The 25697-nt window shown below is 61.0% G+C and carries 23 protein-coding genes; 7 read left to right on the top strand and 16 right to left on the bottom strand.

Annotated features, from left to right (window positions below; translation table 11 throughout):
* Positions 1 to 37: 37 nt before the first annotated feature.
* From derI to AC1DF8_RS10185, 7 genes are all read right to left on the bottom strand, one after another.
* On the bottom strand, positions 38 to 493 hold the full coding sequence (derI, locus tag AC1DF8_RS10215) for a D-erythrulose-4-phosphate isomerase (protein WP_112546469.1): 456 nt from the start codon (positions 491 to 493) through the stop codon (positions 38 to 40).
* Positions 490 to 1275, bottom strand: a complete 786-nt coding sequence (locus tag AC1DF8_RS10210) for a triose-phosphate isomerase (RefSeq protein WP_113212932.1) — start codon at positions 1273 to 1275, stop codon at positions 490 to 492. The genes derI and AC1DF8_RS10210 overlap by 4 nt, the downstream gene beginning before the upstream one ends.
* Positions 1272 to 2048, bottom strand: a complete 777-nt coding sequence (locus tag AC1DF8_RS10205; RefSeq protein WP_478153304.1) for a DeoR/GlpR family DNA-binding transcription regulator — start codon at positions 2046 to 2048, stop codon at positions 1272 to 1274. The genes AC1DF8_RS10210 and AC1DF8_RS10205 overlap by 4 nt, the downstream gene beginning before the upstream one ends.
* 94 nt (positions 2049 to 2142) lie before the next feature.
* Positions 2143 to 3078: a sugar-binding transcriptional regulator gene (locus AC1DF8_RS10200; RefSeq protein WP_478153302.1), complete on the bottom strand. Its 936-nt coding sequence runs from the start codon at positions 3076 to 3078 to the stop codon at positions 2143 to 2145.
* A gap of 69 nt (positions 3079 to 3147) precedes the next feature.
* A complete protein-coding gene (locus AC1DF8_RS10195) occupies positions 3148 to 4080 on the bottom strand; it encodes a sugar phosphate isomerase/epimerase family protein (protein WP_478153300.1) in 933 nt (310 codons plus the stop codon).
* A gap of 10 nt (positions 4081 to 4090) precedes the next feature.
* Entirely contained in the window at positions 4091 to 5602 is a 1512-nt protein-coding gene (locus AC1DF8_RS10190; RefSeq protein WP_478153298.1) for a glycerol-3-phosphate dehydrogenase, read from the bottom strand.
* A 35-nt stretch (positions 5603 to 5637) separates the two neighbouring features.
* On the bottom strand, positions 5638 to 7209 hold the full coding sequence (locus AC1DF8_RS10185; RefSeq protein WP_478153296.1) for an FGGY family carbohydrate kinase: 1572 nt from the start codon (positions 7207 to 7209) through the stop codon (positions 5638 to 5640).
* Between the two features lie 805 nt (positions 7210 to 8014).
* Here AC1DF8_RS10185 and AC1DF8_RS10180 point away from each other — a divergent pair.
* From AC1DF8_RS10180 to AC1DF8_RS10150, 7 genes are all read left to right on the top strand, one after another.
* The gene (locus AC1DF8_RS10180; protein ID WP_113212937.1) at positions 8015 to 8671 is read left to right on the top strand and encodes a DUF2291 family protein; all 657 of its coding nucleotides are present in this window, start codon (positions 8015 to 8017) and stop codon (positions 8669 to 8671) included.
* Positions 8668 to 10212 carry a sugar ABC transporter ATP-binding protein gene (locus AC1DF8_RS10175; protein WP_183886522.1) on the top strand — a complete coding sequence of 515 codons (1545 nt, stop codon included), beginning with the start codon at positions 8668 to 8670 and terminating at the stop codon, positions 10210 to 10212. Before AC1DF8_RS10180 ends, AC1DF8_RS10175 begins: the two co-directional genes overlap by 4 nt.
* A gap of 23 nt (positions 10213 to 10235) precedes the next feature.
* Positions 10236 to 11288, top strand: a complete 1053-nt coding sequence (locus tag AC1DF8_RS10170; RefSeq protein WP_112546460.1) for an ABC transporter permease — start codon at positions 10236 to 10238, stop codon at positions 11286 to 11288.
* A 106-nt stretch (positions 11289 to 11394) separates the two neighbouring features.
* Positions 11395 to 12342, top strand: coding sequence for a D-ribose ABC transporter substrate-binding protein (locus AC1DF8_RS10165; RefSeq protein WP_112546459.1), 948 nt, complete (start codon positions 11395 to 11397; stop codon positions 12340 to 12342).
* Between the two features lie 135 nt (positions 12343 to 12477).
* Positions 12478 to 13320, top strand: coding sequence for a DeoR/GlpR family DNA-binding transcription regulator (locus AC1DF8_RS10160; protein WP_478153293.1), 843 nt, complete (start codon positions 12478 to 12480; stop codon positions 13318 to 13320).
* A gap of 36 nt (positions 13321 to 13356) precedes the next feature.
* Positions 13357 to 14892 (top strand): FGGY-family carbohydrate kinase, encoded by a 1536-nt coding sequence (locus tag AC1DF8_RS10155; protein WP_478153291.1) that lies wholly within the window; start codon positions 13357 to 13359, stop codon positions 14890 to 14892.
* Between the two features lie 12 nt (positions 14893 to 14904).
* A complete protein-coding gene (locus tag AC1DF8_RS10150) occupies positions 14905 to 16650 on the top strand; it encodes a glycerol-3-phosphate dehydrogenase/oxidase (protein ID WP_478153289.1) in 1746 nt (581 codons plus the stop codon).
* Positions 16651 to 16742: 92 nt separating this feature from the next.
* Here the strand turns inward: AC1DF8_RS10150 and AC1DF8_RS10145 are convergent, their stop codons facing one another.
* The 9 genes from AC1DF8_RS10145 to AC1DF8_RS10105 all read right to left on the bottom strand — a co-directional run bounded on the left by AC1DF8_RS10145 (position 16743) and on the right by AC1DF8_RS10105 (position 25647).
* A complete protein-coding gene (locus AC1DF8_RS10145) occupies positions 16743 to 17555 on the bottom strand; it encodes a phosphate/phosphite/phosphonate ABC transporter substrate-binding protein (protein WP_478153287.1) in 813 nt (270 codons plus the stop codon).
* 5 nt (positions 17556 to 17560) lie between these two features.
* Positions 17561 to 19045: an HAL/PAL/TAL family ammonia-lyase gene (locus tag AC1DF8_RS10140; protein ID WP_478153285.1), complete on the bottom strand. Its 1485-nt coding sequence runs from the start codon at positions 19043 to 19045 to the stop codon at positions 17561 to 17563.
* Positions 19042 to 20043 (bottom strand): ornithine cyclodeaminase family protein, encoded by a 1002-nt coding sequence (locus AC1DF8_RS10135; RefSeq protein ID WP_113115768.1) that lies wholly within the window; start codon positions 20041 to 20043, stop codon positions 19042 to 19044. Before AC1DF8_RS10135 ends, AC1DF8_RS10140 begins: the two co-directional genes overlap by 4 nt.
* 11 nt (positions 20044 to 20054) lie before the next feature.
* Positions 20055 to 21374, bottom strand: a complete 1320-nt coding sequence (locus AC1DF8_RS10130) for an LLM class flavin-dependent oxidoreductase (protein ID WP_478153283.1) — start codon at positions 21372 to 21374, stop codon at positions 20055 to 20057.
* Complete coding sequence (locus AC1DF8_RS10125) at positions 21371 to 22450, bottom strand: LLM class flavin-dependent oxidoreductase (RefSeq protein ID WP_113212943.1); 1080 nt, start codon at positions 22448 to 22450, stop codon at positions 21371 to 21373. The genes AC1DF8_RS10130 and AC1DF8_RS10125 overlap by 4 nt, the downstream gene beginning before the upstream one ends.
* A gap of 15 nt (positions 22451 to 22465) precedes the next feature.
* Complete coding sequence (locus tag AC1DF8_RS10120) at positions 22466 to 23398, bottom strand: ABC transporter ATP-binding protein (protein WP_113212944.1); 933 nt, start codon at positions 23396 to 23398, stop codon at positions 22466 to 22468.
* The gene (locus tag AC1DF8_RS10115; protein ID WP_478153280.1) at positions 23395 to 24036 is read right to left on the bottom strand and encodes an ABC transporter permease; all 642 of its coding nucleotides are present in this window, start codon (positions 24034 to 24036) and stop codon (positions 23395 to 23397) included. Before AC1DF8_RS10115 ends, AC1DF8_RS10120 begins: the two co-directional genes overlap by 4 nt.
* A gap of 10 nt (positions 24037 to 24046) precedes the next feature.
* Entirely contained in the window at positions 24047 to 24664 is a 618-nt protein-coding gene (locus AC1DF8_RS10110) for an ABC transporter permease (RefSeq protein WP_478153278.1), read from the bottom strand.
* 101 nt (positions 24665 to 24765) lie between these two features.
* Positions 24766 to 25647: a glycine betaine ABC transporter substrate-binding protein gene (locus AC1DF8_RS10105; protein ID WP_478153276.1), complete on the bottom strand. Its 882-nt coding sequence runs from the start codon at positions 25645 to 25647 to the stop codon at positions 24766 to 24768.
* Positions 25648 to 25697 lie beyond the last annotated feature (50 nt).

Raw genomic sequence — 25697 nt, 5'->3', positions numbered from 1 at the left:
AGCGACCGGCGGGAAGCCGGTCGCTTGCCCCACGCTTTCAACGCGCGCTGTATTTTGCGTCGAGCTCATCGATCGCGGAGACATTGCCGGCCGAACGGCCGTTCTGGTCGAATGTCTGGGCGAGGAACGCGTCGGCGATCGACTTCGCGAGCTCAGGCCCAATGACACGCGCGCCCATCGTGATGATCTGCGCGTTGTTGGAAAGGGCAGCACGCTCGGCCGAATAAGTGTCGTGCGTCAATGCAGCGCGGATGCCAGGCACCTTGTTGGCCGAAATGCAGACGCCGATGCCGGTGCCGCAGATCAGGATTGCCTTGTCATAGGTGCCGTCGATCACGCCCGAGGCAACGCGATCCGAAAGGTTGGCATAGAACGGATCGAGCCCGTCGTTGATGCGCGACACTTCATGGACATCGAACCGATCCTTGAGGTGTTCGGCAAGCACCTTGGCGAGACCTTCGCCGGCACTGTCTCCAGCAATTGCAAGCTTCATCTTTTTTCTCCTTGGAGTTTGGTGGCACATTTCGCGAGGATGTCGAGATAGCCCTCGACGTTCCAGGCGGAACGGCCGATGAAGAGTCCGTCGATATGCGGGCTCGAAATCAGTTCCTCGCAGTTCTGCGGATTGACCGACCCGCCGTAGAGGCAGGGGATTTTTCGCCCAAGTACGGCTTCAGCAACCGCAATGATCTCGGCCTGGCGGGCATCGGCATAGTCGGCCGTTGCCGGGATGCCTCTTTCGCCGATCGCCCAGACAGGCTCGTAGGCAAGCAGGATTTCCGCCGATTTCTGTTCGCCGGACAGCTTCGACAAGGCCCCGCGAACCTGGACTGCGAGAATTTCCGCGGCTTTTCCGCTCTCCCGGTCGGCAAGTGTTTCGCCGATACAGATCAGCGGGATCAGGCCGTGGCGAACCGCCGCCTCGGTCTTCAGCCCGACAGTCTCGTTCGTCTCTCCGAAAAACTCCCGCCGCTCCGAATGCCCGAGCTCGACGATATCGAGATCGCAATCCTTCAGCATCAAGGGGGAGATTTCGCCCGTCCAGGCGCCCTGGTCCGCCCAATGCATGTTCTGCGCACCGACCTTGACGGAGGTCTTCGCAAGCATGCGCTTGACCTCCCGCACAGCGGTAAACGGCGGGATCACAAAGCGCTGGATGATAGGATCGCGCATAGCATCGGCCGCCTCGAGGCCGCGGGCAAAATGCTCGGCCTCGGCGAGCGTCTTGTTCATCTTCCAGCTGGTGCCAATCCAGAAGCGTGGTTTCTCCGTCATGCCTGATCCTGCGCTGGTGCGATGGTGAGCTTGATACCCACCCGATCGAATTCGTCGAGAACAGCGGCCGATGGCGCGCTGTCGGTGATAATAGTGTCGAAATCAGTCAGATCCGCCATGACATGCAGCGCCGTGTGGCCGATCCGCTGGTGGTTGACCAAGAGGCAGCTCCTGGTCGAAGACGCGATCATCGCCCGCTTGGCGCGAACGACATTGTCGTCCATGTGATAGGCGAGCCTGCCGCTGACCGCGGGCGTCGAAATGAATGCGATATCAGCCCTCAGACGTGACAGCGATTCCTCCGTAACGACGCCGAGATAGGCGTTGAACTTCGCGGAATAGATGCCGCCGAGTGCAATCAGGGTGATACCGTTCTCGCCCTTCAGCCGTTCCATGATCGCCGCATTGTTGGTGATCACCGTCAGCGGTCGCTTACGCAACAGCATCTCGCCGAGAACCGCAGCCATCGATCCGTCATTGACCATGACCGTCATGCCCGGTTCGACAATGGCCAGCGCTTCTTGCGCCATCGCAACCTTGGCTTCCCCGCCCTGACGCTCGCGAATGCGAAAATCGCTCTCGAATTGCGTTCCGGCATCGATCGTCGCGCCACCGCGTACCTTACGCAGGACACCCGCCTGCTCGAGGTCGTCGAGATCGCGGTGAATGGTCATCTTCGAAACGGAAAAACGTTCAGCAAGATCATCCACTTCGACGGTCTTGCCCTCGACAAGCAGATTGACGATCAGCTGCTGGCGTTCTTCCCGTTTCATTGTTCTCAATCCTGATTACCAACAAAGTAACACAAAAATTGTGAAAATCAACAATTAACAATGTTATTATGTGACAAATGTTCGTTACCAAACGTCAGGCAAGAAGGGCTCGCGCGGTCCGTTCGTCCGTAATCAACCCATGCAGGCGTCGGCTGCGCAGGATCGCCCGTATCGCCGCCACCTTGGCCTGTCCTCCTGCCAGGGCCACGAGGCGCTCCTTCGTCGTTGACGGAAAAGATGCCGAAAGGGTACGCCCGGTCAGTGCTGTATCGAGGATTTGGCCGTCCGCGTTGAAAAAGTGACCGAGTATTTCACCGACGCCGCCCGCGGCAGCGATATCTTCGATCTCGCCCGGCTCGACCAGGCCAGAGAGCACCAGCTGGGCCTCGGCGTCCACCGTACCCAGGCCGACGAGCTTCAGGTCGGCGTCATTGGCGAGATCGAATACTTCCTTGACGCCACGCTGTGCCCTCAGCACCTCTCGGTCCTCGGTGGTATTGGCGAAGAAGGGAACCGGCATGACATAGGCATGCGTGCCGGTCTTTTCCGCGATACGGTGCATGACGTCGTAGGGATTGGCACCGTAATTTCGCGTGAGACCGCCAAGCAGGGAAACGAAGCGTATGTCCTTGGCATTTGTCCGCGGCATATACTGAACGGCAGCCGAAAGCGTGCGGCCGTGGCCAAGGCCAATGACTGCGTGATCACCGTGTTCGATCTCGCGCTTCAGATAGCCGGCTCCCGCGTGACCGAGCGCGCGCAGCGGCAAGCCCTCTTCGCCAAGATCAGGTGCTACCTCGCAATATTGCAGCCCGAAGCGTTCGGCGAGTCGCGCCTCCAGTTCGACGCATTCGACGATATCGCCGTCGATCGTGACCTTGACGACACCATCGGCAACGGCCCGCGCGATGAGCCGATGCGCCTTGACCGAGGGTATGCCGAGGCGCCGAGCAACGTCGGACTGTGTCAATCCGCCGGCGTAATGAAGCCAGGCGGCCCGCACGGCAAGTGTATCATCGGCATCCGTCATCGCCGCACCCTTCCCATTTCTTCGACGGCTATACCGCCTGACAACAAGCAGCCCTTGTAAATCGCCGGCTCATATCTTCAAGTCCACGGCGCCGGTGTCGATATGCGGCGCCCAGAAGGCGACGCTTTCGGCAATCTGCGCGATAACCTCGCGATCATTCGGCTCGCGTTCCTTGAAGGAAAGCTCGAGACAGATCTCGTTGTCATGGGCACCGCCTGCCGCGAAAGCCTTCAGCAGCGGGGCGGGTTGAATCCGCCCTTTGGCATTGAATTCCGCCGTGAACGGCCGGTGGCCGCCCTTGTCCATCAGGCTCTGCTTGATGTGGATGATCGGCGACAGCTTCGGCACGGCCCGCGCCCAGGCATAGGGGTCATAGTCGTCGGGATTGTCGGAAGTGACGTCGCCATGGTCGATATCGGCCATCATCCACATCGGCACCGCCATATCGGCAGCGCTCAATCGCGCCTGCAGCGAAAGGCAGGATTGGATCGTGTCACCGAATTCACGGCCGATGCTCATCGGCTCCCAGAAGATGTAGGAAAGACCGGCGGCTCTGGCATGCTCTGCGACTTCGCACCAGCAGTCGATGGCAATCTTTGTCAACTCCTCGCGCCGGTTTGCGTCGTCGAAATCCTTGTAGGTGAAGATCGCAAATTGCGTTCCGACGGAATGTCCGCCGAGATCGGCAGTAATGTCGGCAAAGGTCTTGAACCAGTCCACGTAATAGCGGCGGACCTCGGCATCCGGATGCCCGAAATGGTTCAGCCGTCCATACGGTCCGGTCATGCCCGAGGTAACGCGAACGCCAGTACGTGCCAACGCGGCTTTCATCTGGCGAGTCAGGCGGCGGATGACAGGGGCTTGCCAGCTTGGATTGATGAATTCGTGCGTCAGCTGGAGATCGCGGATGCGCAAGTCTCGCGCCACCGCCTCGATCAAGTCGTCGGGGTCGGCAAAACGGTTCACAAGCGGGTTGGTATTCAGCGAAAGCGAAAGCGGCATCAAGACCTCCTCAGGCGGCGGCAAGATGGGATGAAGCAAACCAGTCGGCAAAGGCTGCCCGTTCTGCCTCGCTCAGATGCAGGTAGTGCTTGGTGCGGCGATAGAGGACGTCCTCGGCGGTCTCCGCCCATTCGTTGGCGGCGAGATAACGGGCCTCCGCCTCATAGAGCTGCCCGCCGAAATGGCGGCCAAGTCCTTGCAGGTCCGTTGCCCCCGCAATCAGGTTCTTCGTGCGCGTGCCATAGAGACGGCCATAGTGATGGACGAGCTTGCGCGGCATCCACGGATAGCTGTCACGCAGGCTGTTGGCGAAGGTCTCGTAGTCGGCGTTGGGCATGTTCCCGCCCGGCAGCGGTGCCTTTTCCGTCCAGTCGCCGCCCATGTTCGGGAAGATGTGCCTGAGTCGCTGCATGCCGCGTTCGGCAAGCTCCCGGAAAGTCGTGATCTTGCCGCCGAAGACATTGAGAAGCGGCGCTCCCCCGGTCTCATCAAGATCGAACACATAGTCGCGGGTCACCGCTGATGGATTGCCCTTGCCGTCGTCAAACAACGGGCGCACGCCCGAGAAGCTGTGCAATACGTCCCGGCGGCGCAGCTTCTCCTTGAAATAGCGGTTTACCGCCTTCAGCAGATAGTCGATTTCCGCCTCATCGGCTGCCACATCCTCGGCTCGGCCCTCATAGGCGATATCGGTCGTTCCGATCAGCGCCTTGTCGCCTTCGTAAGGGTTGATGAAAATGACGCGTTTGTCGTGATTCTGAACCAGGTAGGCATTGGAACCGGCCCAGAATTTCGGCACGATGATGTGGCTGCCCTTGACGAGACGCACATTGCGGCTGGAATTGGAGCCGGCGACGCGGTTGATGATGTCGGTGACCCACGGGCCGGCGCAATTGACGAGACATCTGGCGCGGAACGTCCGCATCTCGCCGCTGGTGCTGCTTTTCGTCGTGATCGTCCATTGGCCGTTTTCCCGGCGTGCCGACACAGCCGGCGAGCGGGTCAGCACCAGGGCGCCCCTCTCGGCAGCGCTCACCGCATTCAACGTGACGAGGCGGGCATCGTCCACCCAGCAATCCGAATATTCGAAGCCGCGCGTATATTGATCGAGTATGGGCGTGCCTTCGGGATCGCGCAGCAGATTGAGCGTGCGGGTACCGGGCAGCTTCTTGCGGCCGCCGAGATGATCGTAGAGGAAAAGGCCGAGCCGGACGAGCCAGGCGGGGCGATCCTCGGGACTGTGCGGCAGCACGAAACGCATCGGCCAGATGATGTGCGGAGCCGCGTTGAGCAGCACCTCGCGCTCGATCAGCGCCTCCCGTACCAGTCGGAATTCGTAGTATTCCAGATAACGAAGGCCGCCATGCACGAGCTTGCCAGAGCGGGAGGAGGTGCCCTGAGCCAGGTCGTCCTTTTCACATAAGGCGACTTTCAAGCCGCGCCCGGCAGCATCGCGGGCAATTCCCGCGCCGTTGATGCCGCCGCCGATGACGAAAAGATCCAGGATTTCGGGTTCAGTCATGTCATGCTCCCTCGGATGCCTTTTGCATCAGCGATTCATTTTGCGGACGGCGCCGCCGCGGCTCTGGCCAATGCCTCCCAGGCAGCGGGCATGGCCTTTCGGATATCGGCATAGGCGGAAAAAAGGAGATCGAAGCGTGCAGCTTCCTCACTGACCGGCACTTCGGCTTCGCCGAGCAGTGGCGTGACCCAATCGGCGATGCAATCGTCCATGGTCCTGTAGGCGCCGATTGCCACAGCAGCCATCATCGCAGCACCTGCAGCTCCGGTCTCTTCGCGACGCGACAGGCGGATCGGTGCCTTGAGCGAGGCGGTGAGCGAACGGCGCAGCGCGCTCGAACGAACAGCGCCGCCGGTGACGCGCAGTTCGTCCGGCATCTCGCCCATGGCCGCATAACAATCGCGCGTCGCCAATGCCAGACCTTCGACAACCGCGCGAACGAGGTCCGGAAACCCATGACGGACCGAAAGACCGGAAAAGCCTGCCCTGGCCTGGGCATTGACGAAAGGTCCACGCTCCCCGGCCTCGGAAATATAGGGGTGATAGACGACCGATCCGGGCTGGCTTTCGAAAAACCAGCGGTCGATCCTGGCGACGAGCTCGGTGTGAGTGGCAGGTTTTCCGGCCTCCGCCATCAGATAGGCAGCCATCTCAAGCAGCCAGTCGATATTGATCGTCGCACCCATATTGGTCTGCACCTGGGTAACGGTATCAGGGATCGGCAGGGCAATGACGTAGCCCGTGCCCTCTCGGTTGAGATGGACGTCAGCCACTGGCTTCGCGCGCAGATGCACGCCGGTCGAACCAATCGTCGAACAGGCTGCATTACGCCCGCCGCTGCGAACACCGGCACCGAGCGCGGTCATCACCATGTCGACGTAACCAAGACTGACAGGCGTGCCGGCCAGCAGGCCGCAGGCCCGCGCCGCTTCCGCCGTCAGCGGATGGCTGATCTCGGTTCCATCGACAATCTCTGGCAGAAGCGTGCGGCGATGCGTCAACCCGAGGGCGTTAATGGCAACGGGCGAATACTGCCGGGTTCTGAAATTACCAAAGGTAAAGCTTGCCTCGGAAGGGTCGGTCGCCCGCACACCGGTAAAATTGAGGTAGAGCCAGTCCTTGCAGTGCAGCGCCGTTTCCGCTCCGTCCAGAAGCTCTGGCGCCACCCGATCCATATGCGCGAGCTGCGCGCCCTGCTGGCAGGTATTCAGTCCCGTGCCCGTCTGCTCGAAACGCGCCCTGTCCGTTTCCCGGCCGGCAAGGGATACCACAGTCGGCGCGGCACGCGCGTCGAGCCAGAGCCAGGCATCGGCGACAGGCTGATTTCCGGAACCGACCAGCCATGTTCCGTCCCCCTGCCCCGTCACCGCGATCGCCGCGGTGCGCGACGCAAGACCCTCAACCTTCTCGCCAAGGCCGCGAAGCGCGCCGACACAATCCTGCCATGTCTGCGCGAGCGACTGCGTGGCCGAACCATCACTGCCGCTTGAATATTTGTTGCGAACCGATGCTGCGGCGATCTGGCGGCCGGAAAGGTCGAAGGCAACCGCCTTGATGACCGAAGTTCCCGCATCGATACCAATGATGACTTGGCGGCTAACGTCCATCACGGATTATCCGGCAAACACGTCGAACATTGCGAGGAGTAAAACACGCGTCGAATTCATCTCTCATCCTCCTGGCCGGCACAACCAGCAAAGGTTGTAGGCGACCACATTTCGAATTCACGAGCAAGCCGGCCGGCGCGCAGTCCCGCCTTTGATATTCGATACTTTTCGGAGCGCCCGCGCGCTTCATCAAGAAGATAACACAAAGATATCATTGGTACAGTAAGTTTTTTCTCGTAATGAAATTTTTTTCAGATAAAATAATAGCAATCTGTTCGATGAGCAGCGAGAGCCGCCTCGACTATCAGCGACACTGGCGTCACGGTGCGGGCACGGGCGTCAGAATAATTTATCTTCTAATATCAAATATCTAGAATAACATAGCCCGCTGGATGAGCGCCTTCGCAGTCGACACGAACCCCGGGGGAAAGACTCTTTTTCCGGACGCCGATCACGCTTTGAATGTTATGTTATCAGCGTCAGTTCACAAAACTCCTGTTGACAGACGAACAATTTGATAACATGATTTTTGACAGAATTACCATTTACCTATCATGCAGGCATTGCTGCTGAGGGATCTGCGGTCCGGGCGATTGAAGGAGACAAGCGCCTGTCCCGACACGTAGGAGGTACGGATGCACAATTTTTCCGGCTATCATCACGCCACAGGCAGCGACCGGCGAGACAGGGTCCCGACTATTCGCGTGCTTCTCGGAGCATGCCGTCTTCGATGACGCAGCCATAGGCTTTGCCAACTTCCTCCCGCCTTCGCCGTAAATCCGACCAGCCGCAAAGGTCGCCAGCAATGAATACTCAGCCCGCCCACGCAGCCTCCGCGCCAGGCAAAAGCAACTTGAAGATGATCGTCACCGCCGTTGCGGCTATCGTGGTCATCGGCGCCATCGCGCTCGATACCACGGTTGTGAAGATCGGCTCGGAAGACGACGTCAGGCAGCAGGCATTTTCTCCGGAAGCCTTTGGGGCGGAGCAGTTCCCGAAAATCCAAGCGGATGTCGAAAAGCGAGCGGTGGCTGCGATTGACCTGGCGACGGCGATCGCTGCCGACAAGAAGGCGGCCGGCGAGAAATACGGCGTTGCCACGAGCACAGGCCCGGTCATCCCGGTGACACTGACCGGCACCTTCGGTGAACGCAAATCCAATACCAACGAAATGAAGATCGACGGACTTCCCCCCGAGACGGTGGTCCGTGTCCAGACCGGCCCTGCGGTCAATGGCACGGACCTCCGCGATGCCACGGGCACAATTCACTTCGGCCAATTCACCAATCAGATCCAGTATCAGGACGCCGGGTCGGCCATCAACAACGAGATGAAGAAGGCCGTATTCGCCGGCCTTGATCCGGACCAGCTCAATGGCAAGACGGCAACTGTCGTCGGCGTCTTCAGACTCATCAACCCCAAAAACTGGCTCGTTACCCCAGTCAAGGTCGACGTCAAATGAGCCAGCCGATCCCCACATCAAAAGGCCTTGGCGAGGTGGTCCTGGCCGCCCGCAACATCGCCAAAACCTACGGTAGCGTGCATGCCCTCAAGGGTGTCAATTTCGATATCCGCCGCGGTCAGGTCACCACGCTGTTCGGCGAGAACGGCGCGGGCAAATCGACGCTGATGAAAATCCTTTCGGGCGTCGTCCAGCCTACGTCGGGCGAGATCATTCTCGATGGTGCGCCGATCAGCTTCAACTCTTCGACCCACGCGCGCGACTGCGGCATCTCAATCATTCACCAGGAACTCAGCCTAGCGCCCAATCTCAGCGTGCGCGACAACATCTTCATGGGCCGTGAGATCATCAAGAGCGGCGTGGTCGACTTCGCGGAAGAGGAACGCCAGACGCGCCTTTTGATGGAGGCATTGGAAGAGGAGATCGATCCGCTGACCAAGGTGGAGGATCTTCGTCTCGGCCAGCAGCAGATCGTCGAAATTGCCCGGGCGCTATCCGTCAATTCGCGTATCCTGATCATGGACGAGCCGACGTCGGCGCTGAGCGCCACGGAGGTGGAGGTGCTTTTCAGGGTTATCCACGACCTGACCAATCGCGGCGTGTCGATCGTCTATATCTCGCATCATCTCGAGGAGGCGCTGCAGATCACCAACCACGCCGTCGTGCTACGCGACGGTACCATGACCGCCTATGCGCAACGCAAGGACATCGATCTCGAATGGATCGTGCGAAACATGGTGGGCGACAACTTCGATCTCGGCAGCCCGCCTGAAGGTTATGCCTTCGGTAAGCCTGCACTTTCGATCGACAACCTCACCGTCCCGGGTCCCGCCGGATCAGCCTTGAATTCCGTCGACCGCTTGTCGCTGGATGTGCGCGCCGGGGAGGTCGTCTGCATCTACGGCCTGATGGGCGCCGGCCGCACCGAGCTTCTGGAATGTGTGGCCGGACGGTTGCGCGCCAGTGGCGGCACCGTCAGGCTTGAAGGCCAAGATGTCGGGCATCTGAGCATCGCCGGACGCATCGCAAGCGGCCTTGTGCTGGTGCCGGAGGATCGCCAGCGCGACGGCCTCGTCCAGACGATGACCGTCGGCTCCAACCTCTCGCTCGCCAGCATCGGCGCCTTTACCAAAGGGCTGTTCACATCCGGCCGTCGCGAACGCGAGCTTGTCGATGCCTCCATTCGCAAAGTCCACGTCAAGACCGATGGTGGCGAGGCGGCCATCGGTTCGCTGTCGGGTGGCAATCAACAAAAGGTGGTCATCGGCAAGATGCTGGCGACAGACCCGAAGGTCATTCTTCTCGACGAGCCGAGCCGCGGCATCGACATCGGCGCCAAGGCGGAAGTCTTCAAGCTTCTTGCAGAACGCGCCCGGCAGGGTCTCGCCGTCATCTATTCGACTTCCGAGGTCAACGAGTGCCTGAGCATCGCGCACCGCATCATCGTCATGCATCGCGGCCGCATCTCGGCTGAATTCGGTGCTGACGTCACCAAGGAAAAGATTATGGCCGCTTCCGGCGAAGCCGTGGTCGCGCACTAGCCCGGAATTATGGAGCACTGATCATGTCAGTCACGAACATCACAGAAAAGCAGTCAGTGTCGCATGGGCAAAAGCGCAACATCAACCTCGTGCGCCTGATCCTGGAAGGCCGCGCCTTCTTCGCGCTGATCGTCATCATTGCGGTCTTCTCGTTCCTGTCGCCCTATTACTTCAGCCTGAGTAACTTCCTGACCATGGCCTCGCATGTCGCGATCTTCGGCATCCTGGCGATCGGCATGCTTCTGGTGATCCTGAATGGCGGCATCGATCTTTCGGTCGGCTCGACGCTCGGGCTCGCGGGTTGCATTGCCGGCTTTATGATGAAGGGTGTGACGCTGGACGCCTTCGGCGTCATTCTCTATCCGCCGGTGTGGGCCGTCGTGGTTATCACCTGCGTACTCGGTGGCGTCGTCGGCGCGGTCAACGGCGTGCTGATTGCCTATCTGAAAGTACCCGCCTTCGTCGCCTCGCTCGGCGTGCTTTATGTCGCCCGCGGTGTCGCGCTGCTGATGACCAATGGCCTGACCTACAACGATCTCGACGGCAGCCCCGAACTCGGCAATACCGGCTTCGACTGGCTCGGCTTCAACCGCCTCGCGGGCATTCCGATCGGTGTCATCGTGCTCGCCGTGCTTGCGATCATCTTCGGCATTATCCTCAGCCGAACGGCGTTCGGCCGCTGGCTTTACGCCTCTGGCGGCAACGAACGCGCTGCCGATCTCTCGGGCGTGCCGGTCAAGCGTGTCAAGATCATCGTCTATGTGCTTTCTGGCGTCTGCGCGGCAATTGCCGGTCTGGTCCTGTCGTCGCAGCTGACCTCCGCCGGCCCGACCGCCGGCACGACCTACGAATTGACGGCGATCGCAGCCGTCGTCATCGGCGGAGCGGCCCTGACCGGCGGGCGCGGCACCGTTCGCGGCACGATGCTCGGCGCCTTCGTGATCGGCTTCCTGTCGGACGGGCTCGTGATCATCGGCGTCTCGGCCTACTGGCAGACCGTCTTTACCGGCGCGGTCATCGTTCTCGCCGTCCTCATGAACAGCATCCAATACGGACGCCGGACAAAATCGTCCTGACGTCAGCAGAACTTATCCGCGACGGCAACTGGATTTCCAGAGGGCCGATCGCGGAAAGCACCGCCGGTTTCCGGCAGCACCCGAACTCACAAATGGGAGAGAGACTATGTTTAAGAAAGGCATGCGCATTCTTTTGGCAGCCGCGGCTGTCGCCCCGATTCTCGTCAGCTCCGCCTGGGCGGCAGGCCAGATGACAATCATCGTCAATGATCCGTCCAACCCCTACTGGCTGACGGAAGGCAACGTCGCCAAGGCAACAGCCGAAAAGCTGGGCTACACGGCCACGGTCAGCGCGCATAGGGGCGACACCAACACGGAAAGCAACCTGATCGACACCGCCATCACCAACAAGTCGGTCGCCATCATCCTCGACCCCGCCAATGCCGACGGCTCGGTCGGAGCAGTGAAGAAGGCGGTTGCTGCAGGCATCCCGGTCATTCTCGTCAATGCCGAGATCAACCAGGAAGGCCTTGCCAAGGCACAGCTCGTTTCGAACAATGCCCAGGGTGCTGCGATCGGCGCGCAGCAATGGGTCGAAGCAGTCGGCGACAAGGGCAACTATGCCGAACTCCTTGGCGCGCCGTCCGACAACAACGCTGCCACCCGCTCGAACGGCTACGAAACCGTCCTGACCCAGTATCCCGACCTCAAGAAGGTCGCCCAGGAAGTCGCCAATTGGGACCGCACCCAGGGTCACAACAAGATGCAGTCCATATTGCAGGCCAATCCCGACATCATCGGCGTGATCTCCGGCAATGACGAAATGGCGCTCGGTGCCATTTCGGCCCTGAAGGAAGCTGGCAAGCTCGCCAATGTCAAGGTCGGTGGCTTCGACGGTTCGCCGGATGCGGTCGCTGCGATCAAGGCCGGCGAATTGCAATACACCGTCCTTCAGCCCGTCGCCGTCTTCTCCGAAGAGGCCGTCAAACAGGCTGACAACTTCATCAAGACGGGCAGCACCGGCGCCAAGAGTGARAAGCAGCTGTTCGATTGCCTGCTGATCACCAAGGACAATATCGACAAGTACACCGGACCGTTCGTTCTGGCCCAATAATCAGGAAGGAGGGCGCCCATCCGGGCGCCCTCCTTCGACCCTTTCAACTACATCAAGCCGCTTTCGCCTTCTTTGCCTTGGCATGGCAATCACTATACGAAGCTGGGATATGGAATTCAGCGACAAGGGTGACCCGTGACACAGAAGACCAATCAGGGCGATGAGCTGTTGGACCAGCTGACCAGCGACAGCCGTCAGACGCGTCAGGTCGCGCGCCGGCGCATGATCGCGGAGGCCGTGATGAGCGAAGGTTCGATGCGCATCGAAGATCTGACGGATCGCTTCGGCATCAGCCTGATGACGGCGCATCGCGATGTGGATGAACTCGTGAGCCGCGGGATCTTCCGAAAAACACGCGGCATCGTTACGGCGGCAGCCACCAACCTTATTGAATCCAGCGATGTCTACCGTTCGAGCCGGCAGTCGGCGGAAAAGAAAGTGATCGCCGAAGCTGCCATGCAGTTCGTCGAACCGGGACAGGCCATCTTCTTCGACGACTCAACCACCGTCCTGCAGATGGCATCGCATCTCTCCTCTAGGGTGCCGATCACCGCGATCACCAATTCGCTGACGCTGATGAATGCGCTGACCGGCATGCACGACGTTACCCTGCTGGCGCTCGGCGGCCARTACTACAACTGGTGCAATGCCTTTATGGGACGCATGACGATCACCGAGATCAAGGGCTTGCGGGCGGATATCGCATTCATTTCCATGTCCGCCATCAACGACGGCATCGTGCTGCATCAGTCACCCGAAACCGTCGACACCAAACGCGCCATGTTCGACTGTTCCGTCAAACGCATCCTGCTTGCCGACCACACCAAATTCGAGCGGCGCGCGCTTCACAGCTTCGCGTCGCTCGAAGAATTCGACGTCGTCATCGTCGACGACAAGACCCTCCCTGTTCACATCGATCGGATGCGGTCCAGGGATATCAACGTCGTCGTTGCCAGGACCGGCCACGAGCGCATGTGACCGGACCGCCCGGTCACGACAGAAAGGTGAATGTGCATGCCGAGCCTTCTCGGGATCGATAGTGGACTGACCGTCACGAAGGCTGTCATTTTCGATATCGACGGCACGCCGATCGCAGTCGCTCGGCGGCGCGTCAGCCAGCTCATTCCGAGGCCGCGTTTCGTGGAGCGGGACATGCGCGAGTTGTGGACCGCAACGGCTGAGGCGATCCGTGAGGCGGTCGCCCTCAGCGGCCGTCCGGCAAGCGATATCCAGGCCGTGGCGGCGACGGCGCATGGCGATGGCATTTATGTGCTGGATCAGACGCGTGAGCCGCTTGGCAACGGCATCGTGTCGCTGGATAGCCGCGCGGGCGATATCATCGATCGATGGACGAAGAACGAGGTCTCCGACGAGGCGATTGCTCTCACAGGTCAGGTGCCGCACGTCTCCGCCCCCTCGGCGCTGCTCGCCTGGATCCGGGACCATGAGCCGGAACGGTTTGCACGTATCGGCCATATCATGAGCTGCAAGGACTGGCTCCGATTTTGCCTCACCGGCACCGTTGGCACCGATCGCACCGAAGCAAGCACCTCATTCACCGATGTCGGGACACAAGACTATAGCGTGGACGCCCTGCGCTTGTTCGGCCTGCAGGCGCTTGCCGGTGCTCTGCCGCCGGCCTCGCGCTCGGACGAGATCGTTGGACGAATTACGGCCGATGCAGCGCGCTTGACCGGCCTCTTGGAAGGCACGCCCGTCGCGGCCGGATTGCACGATGTCACCGCCTCGGCGCTCGGCGCGGGTGGTTATGCCGACGGCGTCGTTGCCGTCATTGCCGGCACCTATTCGATCAACGAGACGCTGTCCTTTGAACCGCGCGTCGATCGACGCTGGTTCTGCCGTAATGGAATTGCACCGGGCGTCTGGAACAGCATGTCGATTTCGCCTGCATCGAGCGCGAACTACGAGTGGTTCATCGAAAAACTCTGCAGCCGCGAATGGACAGACTGCGAAGCCAAGGGCACGTCCATTCACGCTTTGCTGGCATCCGAGATCGACGCGGCTTTTGACCGGCCATCGCCCGTGCTTTTCCATCCCTATCTTTTCGGGTCGCCCTACGGCGCATCGGCAAGCGCAAGCTTCTTCGGGCTCGGCGGCTGGCATGACCGCGGCGACATGCTGCGGGCCGTCATGGAAGGCATCGCATTCAACCATCGCATCCATGTCGACGCGCTGCGCGACGGTTTCGCCTTCAAGGAAGCACGGCTTGCCGGCGGCGTGTCACGCAACCCCGCAGTCGCGCAGATGTTTGCCGATGTGCTTGCGATGCCGGTGACCGTGACCGGCACCGATGAAGCCGCGGCCTGGGGCGCCGCCATCTGTGCCGGCGCAGCCGCAGGTCTCTATCCGGACCCACAGAGAGCTCCAAAAACGGACAAGCAGGGCAAGACCTGCGAGCCGGACGGCGCCCGCAGCGCCGAGTATGAGAAGCGCTACCGGCTTTTCCTCGAAATTGCAGAAACAATGACGCCGCTTTGGCCGAAGATCGCCGGCCTTGCGCAGGATAGTGCGGCAGCGGCCGCAGTTTAGGACGGCAGTACCATGACCCCCAATACGCTTGGACGCAGCCTGGATATTCGCGAGCACGATGTCGACGTCGTGATCCTTGGAGCAGGCATCAATGGCGCCGGTCTGTTTCGCGATCTCGCGGCTCAGGGCATCAACTGCATGATCGTCGACAAATCGGACTTCGGTTCCGGGACCAGCGCAGCGCCATCCCGCCTCATCCACGGCGGATTGAAATATCTGGAAACCGGTGAGTTCGGCCTGGTTGCCCAATCCACTCTGGAGCGCAATCTGCTTTTGAAAAATGCGCCGCATTGCGTCGAACCGCTTCCGACATTTATTCCGGTCTTCTCCTGGACACGCGGCATCTGGGCCGCACTGCGGACATTGGCCGGCTCCAAGACGGCCCCACGCAGCCGCGGCGCCGTGCTCATCAAGATCGGGCTTTCCCTTTACGATTTTTTCGGCTCACGCGATCGCGTGATGCCACGCCACCGGCTGATCCTGAAAAACAAGGCCAGACGGGAAATGCCGCATGTGACGCCGGCGATTGTCGCCGGCGGCATTTACTACGACGCAAAAATCAGCCGACCGGAACGTCTCGTCTACGAACTCGTCAAGGATGGGCTGGAAGCCAACCCGCAATGTGTCGCAGCAAATTTCGTGACGCTGACTGCTTCCTCGGAAGGCCGTCTGAGCTTTCAACGGGAGGATGGTACTGAATTCATGGTGCGGCCGAAGCTCGTCGTGAACGCGGCAGGCCCGTGGATCGATCATGTCAACGAGGCGCTCGGCGCGCCTTCGCGGCTGATCGGCGGCACCAAGGGCTCGCATATCCTGATTGATCATCCCGAACTGGTGCGCAGTCTCAACGGTCATATGATCTATTTCGAAGCCGATGACGGCCGTATCTGCCTGGTCTACGGCTATCTCGGGCTTGCGCTCGTCGGCTCGACGGATATCCCGAGCCGAGATCCCGACGCCGTACGCTGCGAAGAACCCGAGATCGATTACTTCCTGCAGAGCCTCAGATCGCTGCTGCCGACGCTGCGCTTCGATCGCGACCAGATCGTCTACACCTATAGCGGCATCCGGCCGCTTCCCGCCTCCGACGGAACAGCGCCCGGCCTGATCAGCCGAGACCATTCGGCACCGGTCATCGAAGCGGATGGCAAGCGGCCTTTTGCCATCATGTCGCTGGTCGGCGGCAAGTGGACGACATTTCGCGGTTTTGCCGAGGAGGTTGCCGACAGTGTCCTGACCCGGCTCGGGCGTTCGCGCAAGCAATCGACCCGCTATCTTGCGATCGGCGGCGGAAAGGCTTTCCCGGCCGATGCGCAGGCGAGACGGGGCTTTATCGACAGGATCGCCACAGCTGCAAGCATCCCGGCCGCGCGCGCGGAACAACTTCTGAACCGCTATGGAACGACGGCCGAGGCGGTAGCGATGTTCCCTTCCGATCATCCTGACGAGCGGCGGTTATCGGGAGCTACACACTACAGTTTTCGCGAGATCGACTGGATCGCGCGCAACGAGCTTGTGGTCCATCTCTCCGATATCGTGTTGCGGCGCACGACGATCGCGATCGAAGGTCATGTGACCTATGGAGGTTTGACGGACATTGCCGGCATCGCCGCGAAAGCGCTCGGTTGGGACGCTGCGCGTGTCGCGCATGAGATCGATGACGTTGTTTCCCTGCTCAAGGAATTTCACGGCCAGACGCTGGCAGCAGGCACGCCGGATATCGAGCCGGAAAAAAGTGCTCGTCCCGTCAGCAGATGAGATCCAGGAAAGAGCCGAGCGCGCGTCGACCGCAGAGCATTTCGCGAAGGCGGAAGCGAGAATGATCTTATGAATTGACGCCCCCGGAGGCTTCAATCGATCCAGTCCCTGTAGCCGGTGCCAAGCGCACCTCGGGCAAGAGACAGAATCGGTTCGTAGTCGGCATCTGTGAGCATCGCTACATCAACAAGACCGAGAGTATCGCGTGCACCGGAAAGCGATGGCTCCGCGATTGCAGCGACCAGCGCTTCGCGTAGCAGTGCCACATCCGCATCTGAACCCTTTGCTCCTGTAATGAAGGGTAAGCCGGGCGTTGCGGGCGTCTCGGCAAGAACGCGGATGCCTGCGACGCGAGCAAGCGTAAAACGCAGGAGATTGGCAAAGGTGATGCAGTCGATTGCAGCGCATTCCGCCTGCCCACTCGACACAGCATCGATGCTGCCGCCATGGCTGCCGGTCTCGACCGTGCCACCGAAGAAGCGGCCATTGCGGGCAAGAGGGGCGACGGCGGCGCGAAGCAGATTTGCCCCGGAATTGCTGTCGGGACTATTGATCGCGGCCGTCGCACCGCGCAGGTCCTGCACTGAAACGAAGGTGGAAGCTCGGCGCACGACAATGAAGCTGCGCATCAAAGGTCCGTCGCAGCCGGGATGGGAATAAACCGGTGTCGCCACGAGACGCACCCTGCCGCGCAATCGCTTCACATAGGGATAACCACAGGTCTGGGAAAAGAGCAGGTCCTCATGCAGCCAGGCCTCGTCGTAGGGGATCGTCGCATCGAGGTTTTCCGGCGGATCCGAAAGCCCGGCCTGCCCAAGATAGTACCGCAGGAACGACCAGAGTTCAGCTTTTGCATCCGCAAGCGGCTGCGGCGTAGCGTACATTGCAAGACTGGCGAGACGCATGCTTTTCACCCGCCGTGGTGCTCGTCGAGCAGACGGGAGGCAAGGATGGCCACATCTTCGCCGAGCGAACGATCCTCCGTCATGACCGGTGCGATGCCTCGAACGAACGCATGCGTTCCTGCCGTCCCCACGCCGCAACGGTGTCCGGGGCGCTGGTCGACCGCCTGAGCGGCTGCGAGCATTTCGCAGGCGATGAGCACGCGCCACAGTTCCAGCATCTCGCCCAGTTTGCGCACGGCAAGGGAGGATTGCGTTGCATGATCCTCGACGCCTTCCGATACCGCAAGGATGTCGAGCATGACAGGATTGGCCTTGTGCCTGATATCGGCCATCAACGCCGCGACCGTCTTCTGCATCGGCACGAACCCGGCCGATGGACCGCCAATCGGCGAAAGATAGCGCGGCAGGCCATTGCGACCCGAGCCCGTCAGCTGAATGAAGCGCGCAGCCGATGCCGCAGCCGCCTGAGCGATCGCAAGGCCCAGTGTCTCGAAGGCAAGCGAAAGTGCGGGCGTCTGGAAATTGCCTGATGACAGCACCTGTTGCTCTTCCAAGAGAACGACGGGATTATCGGCCGCGGCATTGAGCTCGATCTCGACGGCTTCGACCGCCCTCAAGAGCGCATCGACAAGTGCGCCGTGGATGGGTGCAACGCAACGCAGGCTCAGCGGATCCTGTATGGCGGCGTTCGCCTCGAAAAGCGTCGAGCCCTCAAGCATCTGCAGCAACCGGTTGGCCTCGTCTGCCTGGCCCGCTGCCGGCCGGGCGCGTTGGATCGCAGGTGACAGGATGAGCGGATTGCCAGCAAGGCCCTCAAAACTCAAGGCAGCCGCCCGGCGCTGGGCATCGAGTAGTTCTTTGGCATCGTACAGGACGAGCGCGCCACGGCCAGCAGACACGGCTGAAGCATTGAGAAGCGATATCCCGTCCTTCGGTTGCAGGCTCGCTGGGGCAAGGCCCGCAAGCTCAAGCGCTTCAATCGCCGGGTAGACGATGCCGCGATACTCGGCTTTCCCTTCGCCGATCAGGGCGCGGGCCATGGCGGAGAGCAACACGAGATCACCCGCACCGATCGAACCAATCGAGGGCATGACCGGATGAACACCGGCGTTCAGCATGGCAAGCAGCGCCTCGAACACGGGCAGTGAAATACCGGATCCTCCGACTGCCAGCATCGAGAGCCTGGCGGCGATGACAGCACGGGTCGCATCGCGCGGCAGAGCTTCACCGACCGCCATGCCGCGGCCGCGGATCAGCTGCAGTTGAAAGGCCTCGAAATCGCCGGTCACAGCTGTCTTCAGATTGGCACCGAGCCCGGTGTTCATGCCGTAGATCTGCTGGCCGGAAGCTGCAGCACCTTCCAGGATGCGCCGCGCGGCTATCAACTGGTCACGGACCGCGCCGGAAACCTCGACGGTGGCATCGCGACGGGCGATCGCCTCTATGTCGGCAATGGTGATGCCGGAGCCGGTCAGCAGGATCCCGGTCATGCGAAACGCAGCCTTTGACCGATACCGGCCGAGCGCGCCTTGGAAAGCAGCGCGTGGCCAAGAGCAATGTCGCTGAGCGACAGGCCGCGATGCCACAGCAGGATAGTCTCGTCCTCACTCTCGCGGCCCGGCTTCAGGCCGGCGACGACCTGTCCCAGTTCGGCATGCAACGTCTGCTCGGAAAGCCGGCCGGTCTCGACATGGGCGCGCAGCGAGCCGAATTTGCCGGTCTTGCACTGACCCCAGTCGTCGACGACGAGCTTGGCCATGATGTCGGTCAGCGACAGCTCCACGGCGCTCATCGTGCCATAAGGCACGACGAAGGCACCTTTCTTGATCCACTCCGTCTTCAGGAGGGGCTCGGGCTGCGATAGCCGCGATGCCTCGACGACGATATCTGCCCCCTCGACGCAGTCGCGCCAGTTGTCGACTACGGTGATTTTCTTGCCGAGATCGGCCTCCAGCTTCGCGCCGAAGGCATCACGACTTTCGGGCCGACGCGAATGTACGCGGATCTCGTCAAAATCGAAGAGATGATCGAGCAGGCGGACATTCCAGTAAGCCGTGCCGCGCGCGCCGATGTGACCGAGGACCTTCGAACCCTTCCGGGCGAGATGCCGGGCGCCGAGCGCGGTGACGGCGCCGGTGCGCATGTCGGTGATGACGGTTGCATCAAGGATCGCCTTCGGCACGCCGGTGCGCGGGTCGAAGAGGTTGAGCACGCCGAATTCGGAGGGATAACCGAGCTTGTAGTTGTCGACATAGTCACCGACCACTTTCACTCCGGCAAGGCCGAGCGGCGCCACATAGCCACGCAAGACGTTGAAATGGCCGTGAAAGCTTGCATCCGGCTCGAGATGGACACGCGGCTCGATCACCGTCTGGCCCCTGCCCTGAGCGGCGAGCGAAGTTTCGATCGCCGCCAGGATTTCATCATTGGACAGGTCGAGCGCCTCGATGTCGAAGGCATTCAGATAGTCGATATAGATCGGATCCATTGTCATCTCGTTTATCGTTTGATCAGCGCGTCGAGGCCGAGGTTCTGGCGAAGCGTCCGGCCCTCGTAGTCTTCGCGGAAAAGGCCGCGGCGACGCAGTTCCGGCACGACATGGGCTACGAATTCCTCAAGCCCCGAGGGGAAGAGCGGGGCCATGACATTGAAGCCGTCGGCGGCGCCTTCACTGAAGCGTTCTTCCATCGCATCGGCGATCTGCGCCGGTGTTCCTGCGACCTGCCAATGGCCGCGCGCGCCGGCGAAATGGCGGGCAAGTTCGCGGATCGACAGGTTTTCGCGCCTTCCGAGATCAATGATCAGCTGCTGGCGGCTCTGGATGAGGTTGGTCTGCGGCATGTCGGGCAGCGGACCATCGAGCGGATAGGCCGATAGATCCTGGATGCTGAGGTAGCTTGCAAGAAGGGCGACACCGACGGCGTCGGGGATGAGTTCCTGCAGGGCCCGGTATTTCGCCTTCGCTTCGTCTTCAGTGGCGCCGACGATCGGCGATATGCCGGGCATGATCTTGATATCGTCGGGCTTGCGCCCGTATTTGGCGAGCCGCGACTTCACATCGGCATAATAGGTCTGTGCTTCGGCAAGCGTCTGCGAGGCGGCAAACACGACATCTGCGGTTCGGGCCGCAAGTTCCTTGCCGACATCGGATGCGCCCGCCTGCACCATGATCGGCCGGCCCTGGGCCGAGCGTGGGCTTTCGAGCAGGCCTTCGACGGTGAAATGCTTGCCGCGGCGATGCAAGGGATGAAGCCTCGCACGATCGGCAAACTGAGCCCCGCCCCCAGGAAAATAGGCTCCGTCCTCGACGCCATCCCAAAGCGCGAGTGCTGCATCGGCAAATTCCTCGGCCCGCTCGTAGCGCTCGGAATGCGGGCGAAGGCCACTGCTCGCAAAATTCTCCGCCTCGAGTTCGCTTGCCGAGGTGACGAGGTTCCAGCCTGCCCTGCCGCCGCTTAGCTGATCGAGCGAGGCGAAGGTGCGGGCAAGGCCGTAGGGCTCGTTATAGGTTGTCGACGCCGTTGCCACGAGGCCGATATGACTGGTGTTGACGGCAAGAGCTGCAAGCAGGCTCAGCGGCTCGAATGCCGTCGAGCGCGCTGCCTGGCTTGCCATTTCCGGATTGCGCTCTCGGATGGCGGCGGCATCCTCGACAAAGAGCATGTCGAATTTGCCCCGCTCGGCGATGCGGGCCAGCTCGATGAAATGATCGATATCGACACCGGCTTGAGCATGGGCTTGAGGATGTCGCCATGCCGCGATGTGATGCCCGCCCGCCATCAGGAAGGCGCCAAGTCTCATCTTGCGATCGCTGCTCATTGTGCTTGCTCCAATGCTGCCGCCGGATGAGCCGGACGGGCAAGACCAAGACGATCGCGCAAGGTCTTACCTGCATTCGCCTTGATCAATCCGAGGTGGCGCAACTCCGGAACCACCTTCGTCAGGAACAAATCCCCTATCGCGACGGTCGGGGGCAGTATCGTGAAACCGTCGATCTGCCCGAGGGCGAGCCATCCCCGTAGGGATTCGGCGATCTCGGCTGGCGTACCCACCAGACGCGACGCGGAAAGCGGTTGGCTAAGCCGGTCGGCCTCACCAAACCGGAGCGCATCGCTTGCCGCCTGCGCCGCTTCGGGAGTTTCGGCGACAACTGGCACAACATTGGCCAGTATCCGCACGTCCTGCCGTCGGCGGCCCGCCTTTTCAAGCAGGCCCACGAAGTCGACCGCCGTCTCGTTTGTACTTCCCGGCGTCCGATCTTGAAGCAGGACGACTTCGGCACTTTGCGCCGCCAATGCTTTGTTATCTCCACTCAGAAGCTGGGCGATGATCGGTTTGCCCTGCGGTGAGCGATTGACATTCAGCGGACCGCGCACCGCAAAATGCTCGCCCCTGTGGTTGAGCACATGCATCTTGGCTGGCTCGAAAAACCGACCCTCGGCCTTGTCGTAGATGAAGGCATCGTCATCCCAGCTGTCCCAAAGCGCGCTCACAAGGCCGAGATATTCCTGGTCGCGTTCGAATTCGCCGGAAACGGGAAGGGCTACCCAGCCTGTCCGTCCGCCGCTGATCTGGTCCAGCGAGGCGAAGCGTCGGGCGAGATTATAGGGCTCATGCTGACTGCTTGCGGCAGCTGCCAGGAAGCCGATCCGGCGCGCCCGGGTCGCAAGGGCTGCGACCAGTGTCGTCGGCTCGAAGGGCGTGGCGACCGGCGAGAGGTCCTCGATCGGCCTGGTGCCGAGCCGGTCCGAAAGCAGGACGAAATCGAAACCGGCCTCCTCCGCTTCGACAGCCTGGGAAAGCAGCGCATCAAAACCGAGATGTTCGAGCGTTCCGGCATCGCGCCAGGCTGCGGGATGATGGCCGAAGGGTGTGAGGGAAAAACCGAGATGCATCAGAAACTCCTGCACTCAGATCGAGAAGATCGCGTCGCGCGTCAGTTGCCCGGTAACGATGCCACCGCCATCGACCACCGACAGCACGTCACTGTTGGCGGCGACCATCAGCGACAGCGCATCGCGCAGATTGGCACTCGCGGCAACACTGGCCGCGGGTGAAGAGGGAACACCAGGCCGCATCGCGTCGGCAACAGAAAACAGGCTGAGCCGCTTGATTGCGCGATCGATACCCACGAAATTCGCAACAAAATCGTCGGCAGGATGGGAAAGGATCGCATCCGGCGCATCATATTGCACGATCTTGCCGGCACGCATGATGGCGATCCGGTCGCCGAGGCGAATTGCCTCATCGAGATCGTGAGTGACCAGCACTACCGTCTTGCGCACGCGTTTCAAAATTTGCCTGAATTCGTCCTGCAGGCGTGTTCTGGCGATCGGGTCGATGGCGCCGAAGGGCTCGTCCATCAACAGGACCGCGGGATCGGCGGCAAGGGCGCGCGCCACGCCGATGCGCTGGCGCTGGCCGCCGGAAAGCTGGCGCGGATAGCGCTTCAGCATTTCCTTCGGATCGAGACCGACGAGATCGAGAAGTTCATCCGTGCGCTTGGCGATCCGCGGCTGGTCCCAGCCGAGCAGGTTCGGCACCGCAGCGATATTTTCGGCGATCGTCATGTGCGGAAAGAGGCCGACATTCTGGATGACGTAACCGATATGGCGGCGAAGCTTGACCGGATCGGCTTTTGTCACGTCTTCGCCATTGACGAAGATGCGCCCTTCCGTCGGTTCGATCAGCCGGTTGATCATGCGCATCGTCGTTGTCTTGCCGCAGCCTGACGGGCCGATCAGCGCAACCGTCGAGCCCTCGGGCACATCGAGCGTCAGGTGATCCACCGAAGGTGCTGCACTTTCACCGTAACGCTTGGTGACATTTTCCATACGGATCATGCGGCGGTTCTTTCTGCAAACAGGTGCTTCTCGGCGCGGCCGAGGATGAATTCGGTGGCGAGTGCCAAGATCGCGATCGGCACGGCGCCGACGATGAGCCGCGACATATCCATCATGCCGATGCCGGTGGCGATAAAATCGCCGAGCCCGCCGCCACCGATGAAAGGGGCGAGTGTCGCTCCAGCCAGCACCTGGACAGCTGCGGTGCGCGCGCCGGCAAACATCGCAGGGGCTGCGAGTGGAATGCGGATCTTGCGCAGGACCTGACCTCTGTTCATGCCCATGCCGATCGCCGCCTCCACCGCATCGGCATCGACATCGCGCAACCCGACATAGGCATTGAGCAGGACCGGCGGCAGGGCAAGCACGGTCAGCGCTACGATCGATGGCAGGATGCCGATACCGAGAAGCGGCAGCATGATCGCCAGGATCGCAAGACTCGGGATGGTTCTGAGGCCGTTGACGATGTTGATGACGCCAAAGGCAAAGCGACCGTAATTGACGATGAGGATCGAAAGCGGCAGCCCAATGGCAAGCGCAAGCGCAAGCGACACGCCGGACATCAGGAGATGCTGGCCGAGCGCGCGGAAGAATTCGTCCTGATGATCGACGATCCAGAAAAAGGCGGTGCTCAGCATCGGCATGCCCTCACTGCCAGCGCACCAGGGCCTGCTCGGCCCGGGTGAGAATGAAATCGAAGATGATGGCCAGCAGAGCAGTCAGAATGCCGCCGACGAGGATCTTTTCCGGGTATTCCTGATCGATGCCTATCAGGATGATGGTGCCGAGACCTCCGCCGTCGATGAAGGCAGCGACCGTCGCGATGCCGATGACAGTGACGAGCGCGATCCGGGCCCCGGAAACGATAAGCGGCAGGGCAAGCGGCAGTTCGATGCGGAAGAGGCGCTGCCAAGGCCCATAACCCATCCCGTCGGCCGCATCGAGTATGTCAGTTGGGACGCCGCGGATGCCGGTGACGACGTTGCGCAAAAGGATCAGCAGGCAATAGGAGGAAAGCCCGATCAGCGCTGGTTCCATGCCGAGACCAACGAAAGGGATCAAAAGCGCAAAGAGCGCCAGGCTCGGAATGACGAAGATGATATTCGTCACCGTCAGCGCAAAGGCATAGAGTCTCGGCCGGCGGGCGCAGACGATGCCGAGTACGAGCGCGATCGCAAGGCCGATCAGCACGGATGAAATCGACAGCACCAGGTGCTGCCAGACGGCAAGCGCGATTTCCGGAATATGTTTGGGTGCCCAGTTCAAAGGCGAGAAATCCTGTCCGCACGGTCACGACAAAGCGGCGAAGCTGCAAGCTTCGCCGCATTTTTTCTTCAGGGAAAGCGAAACTTTGGAGCCGCTCTCGATCAGATGCCCTTGGCCTTCAGGAATTCAGCGGCGACATCGGCCGGCTCTTCCTTGTCGCGATCGACCTTGGCGTTGAGTTCGCGCATGGTCTCATTGTTGAGGAGCGGGCTGACCTTGTTCAGAACCTCGGCGATCTTCGGGTTCTTGGCGAGAGCATCCTGTCGCACGACCGGGACGAGGTAATAGGGCGGGAAGAGATGCTTGTCGTCATCAAGCACCACCAGCTTGTTGTCGGAAATCTGCCAATCCGTCGCAAAGCCGTAGGAGACGTCGAGATCCTTGCTCGTCAGCGCGCTGTAGCGGATGCCGAGCTTGGCAAAGATCTTGAATTCCTTGAACTCGATGCCGTAGGTCTGCTTCAGCCCCGGCAAGCCGTCCTTGCGCTCGCCAAAGCCGCCCTCTGCACCAAAGGTCAAGCTCTTGGAGGCTGGACCGAGGTCGGTCAGCGTCTTCAGCTTGTACTTCTCGGCTGTTTCCGGAAGCGTGATGATCGCATAGCCGTTGTTGATCTGCGTCGGCTGAAGGAGCGTGAGCTTGAGGTTCTTTTCGTAGTAATCCTTGACGTCCGAATAGATCTTGTCGGCGGAGCCCGACAGGTCACCCTTGACGACCGCGGCAAGCGCCGTGCCGGTATATTCCGGGTAGAGATCGATGTCACCGTTCGTCAATGCCGTGTGGGCCACAAGCGTGGCACCGAGGTTGAGGTGGCGCTCGACCTCGACGCCGGCCTTTTCAAGCGCCTGGGCGTAGATCTCGGCGACGACGAACTGTTCGGTGAAATTCTTGCTGCCGATCTTTACAGCATCGGCCTGTGCCGGTGCTCCGATGAAGGCTGCCAGGATCGCACCGGCGAAGAGGCCGGCGAAAGATTTCGAAAGCATTGCGTTCCCTCATTTGAAATTCGAGTTGTTCAGGAGAGGTGATAAAGGTT

This window comes from Rhizobium sp. 05N49, from assembly GCF_056396805.1.
The sequence above is the reverse complement of the archived record's forward strand: the minus strand, read 5'-3'. Positions and strand labels throughout refer to the sequence as shown.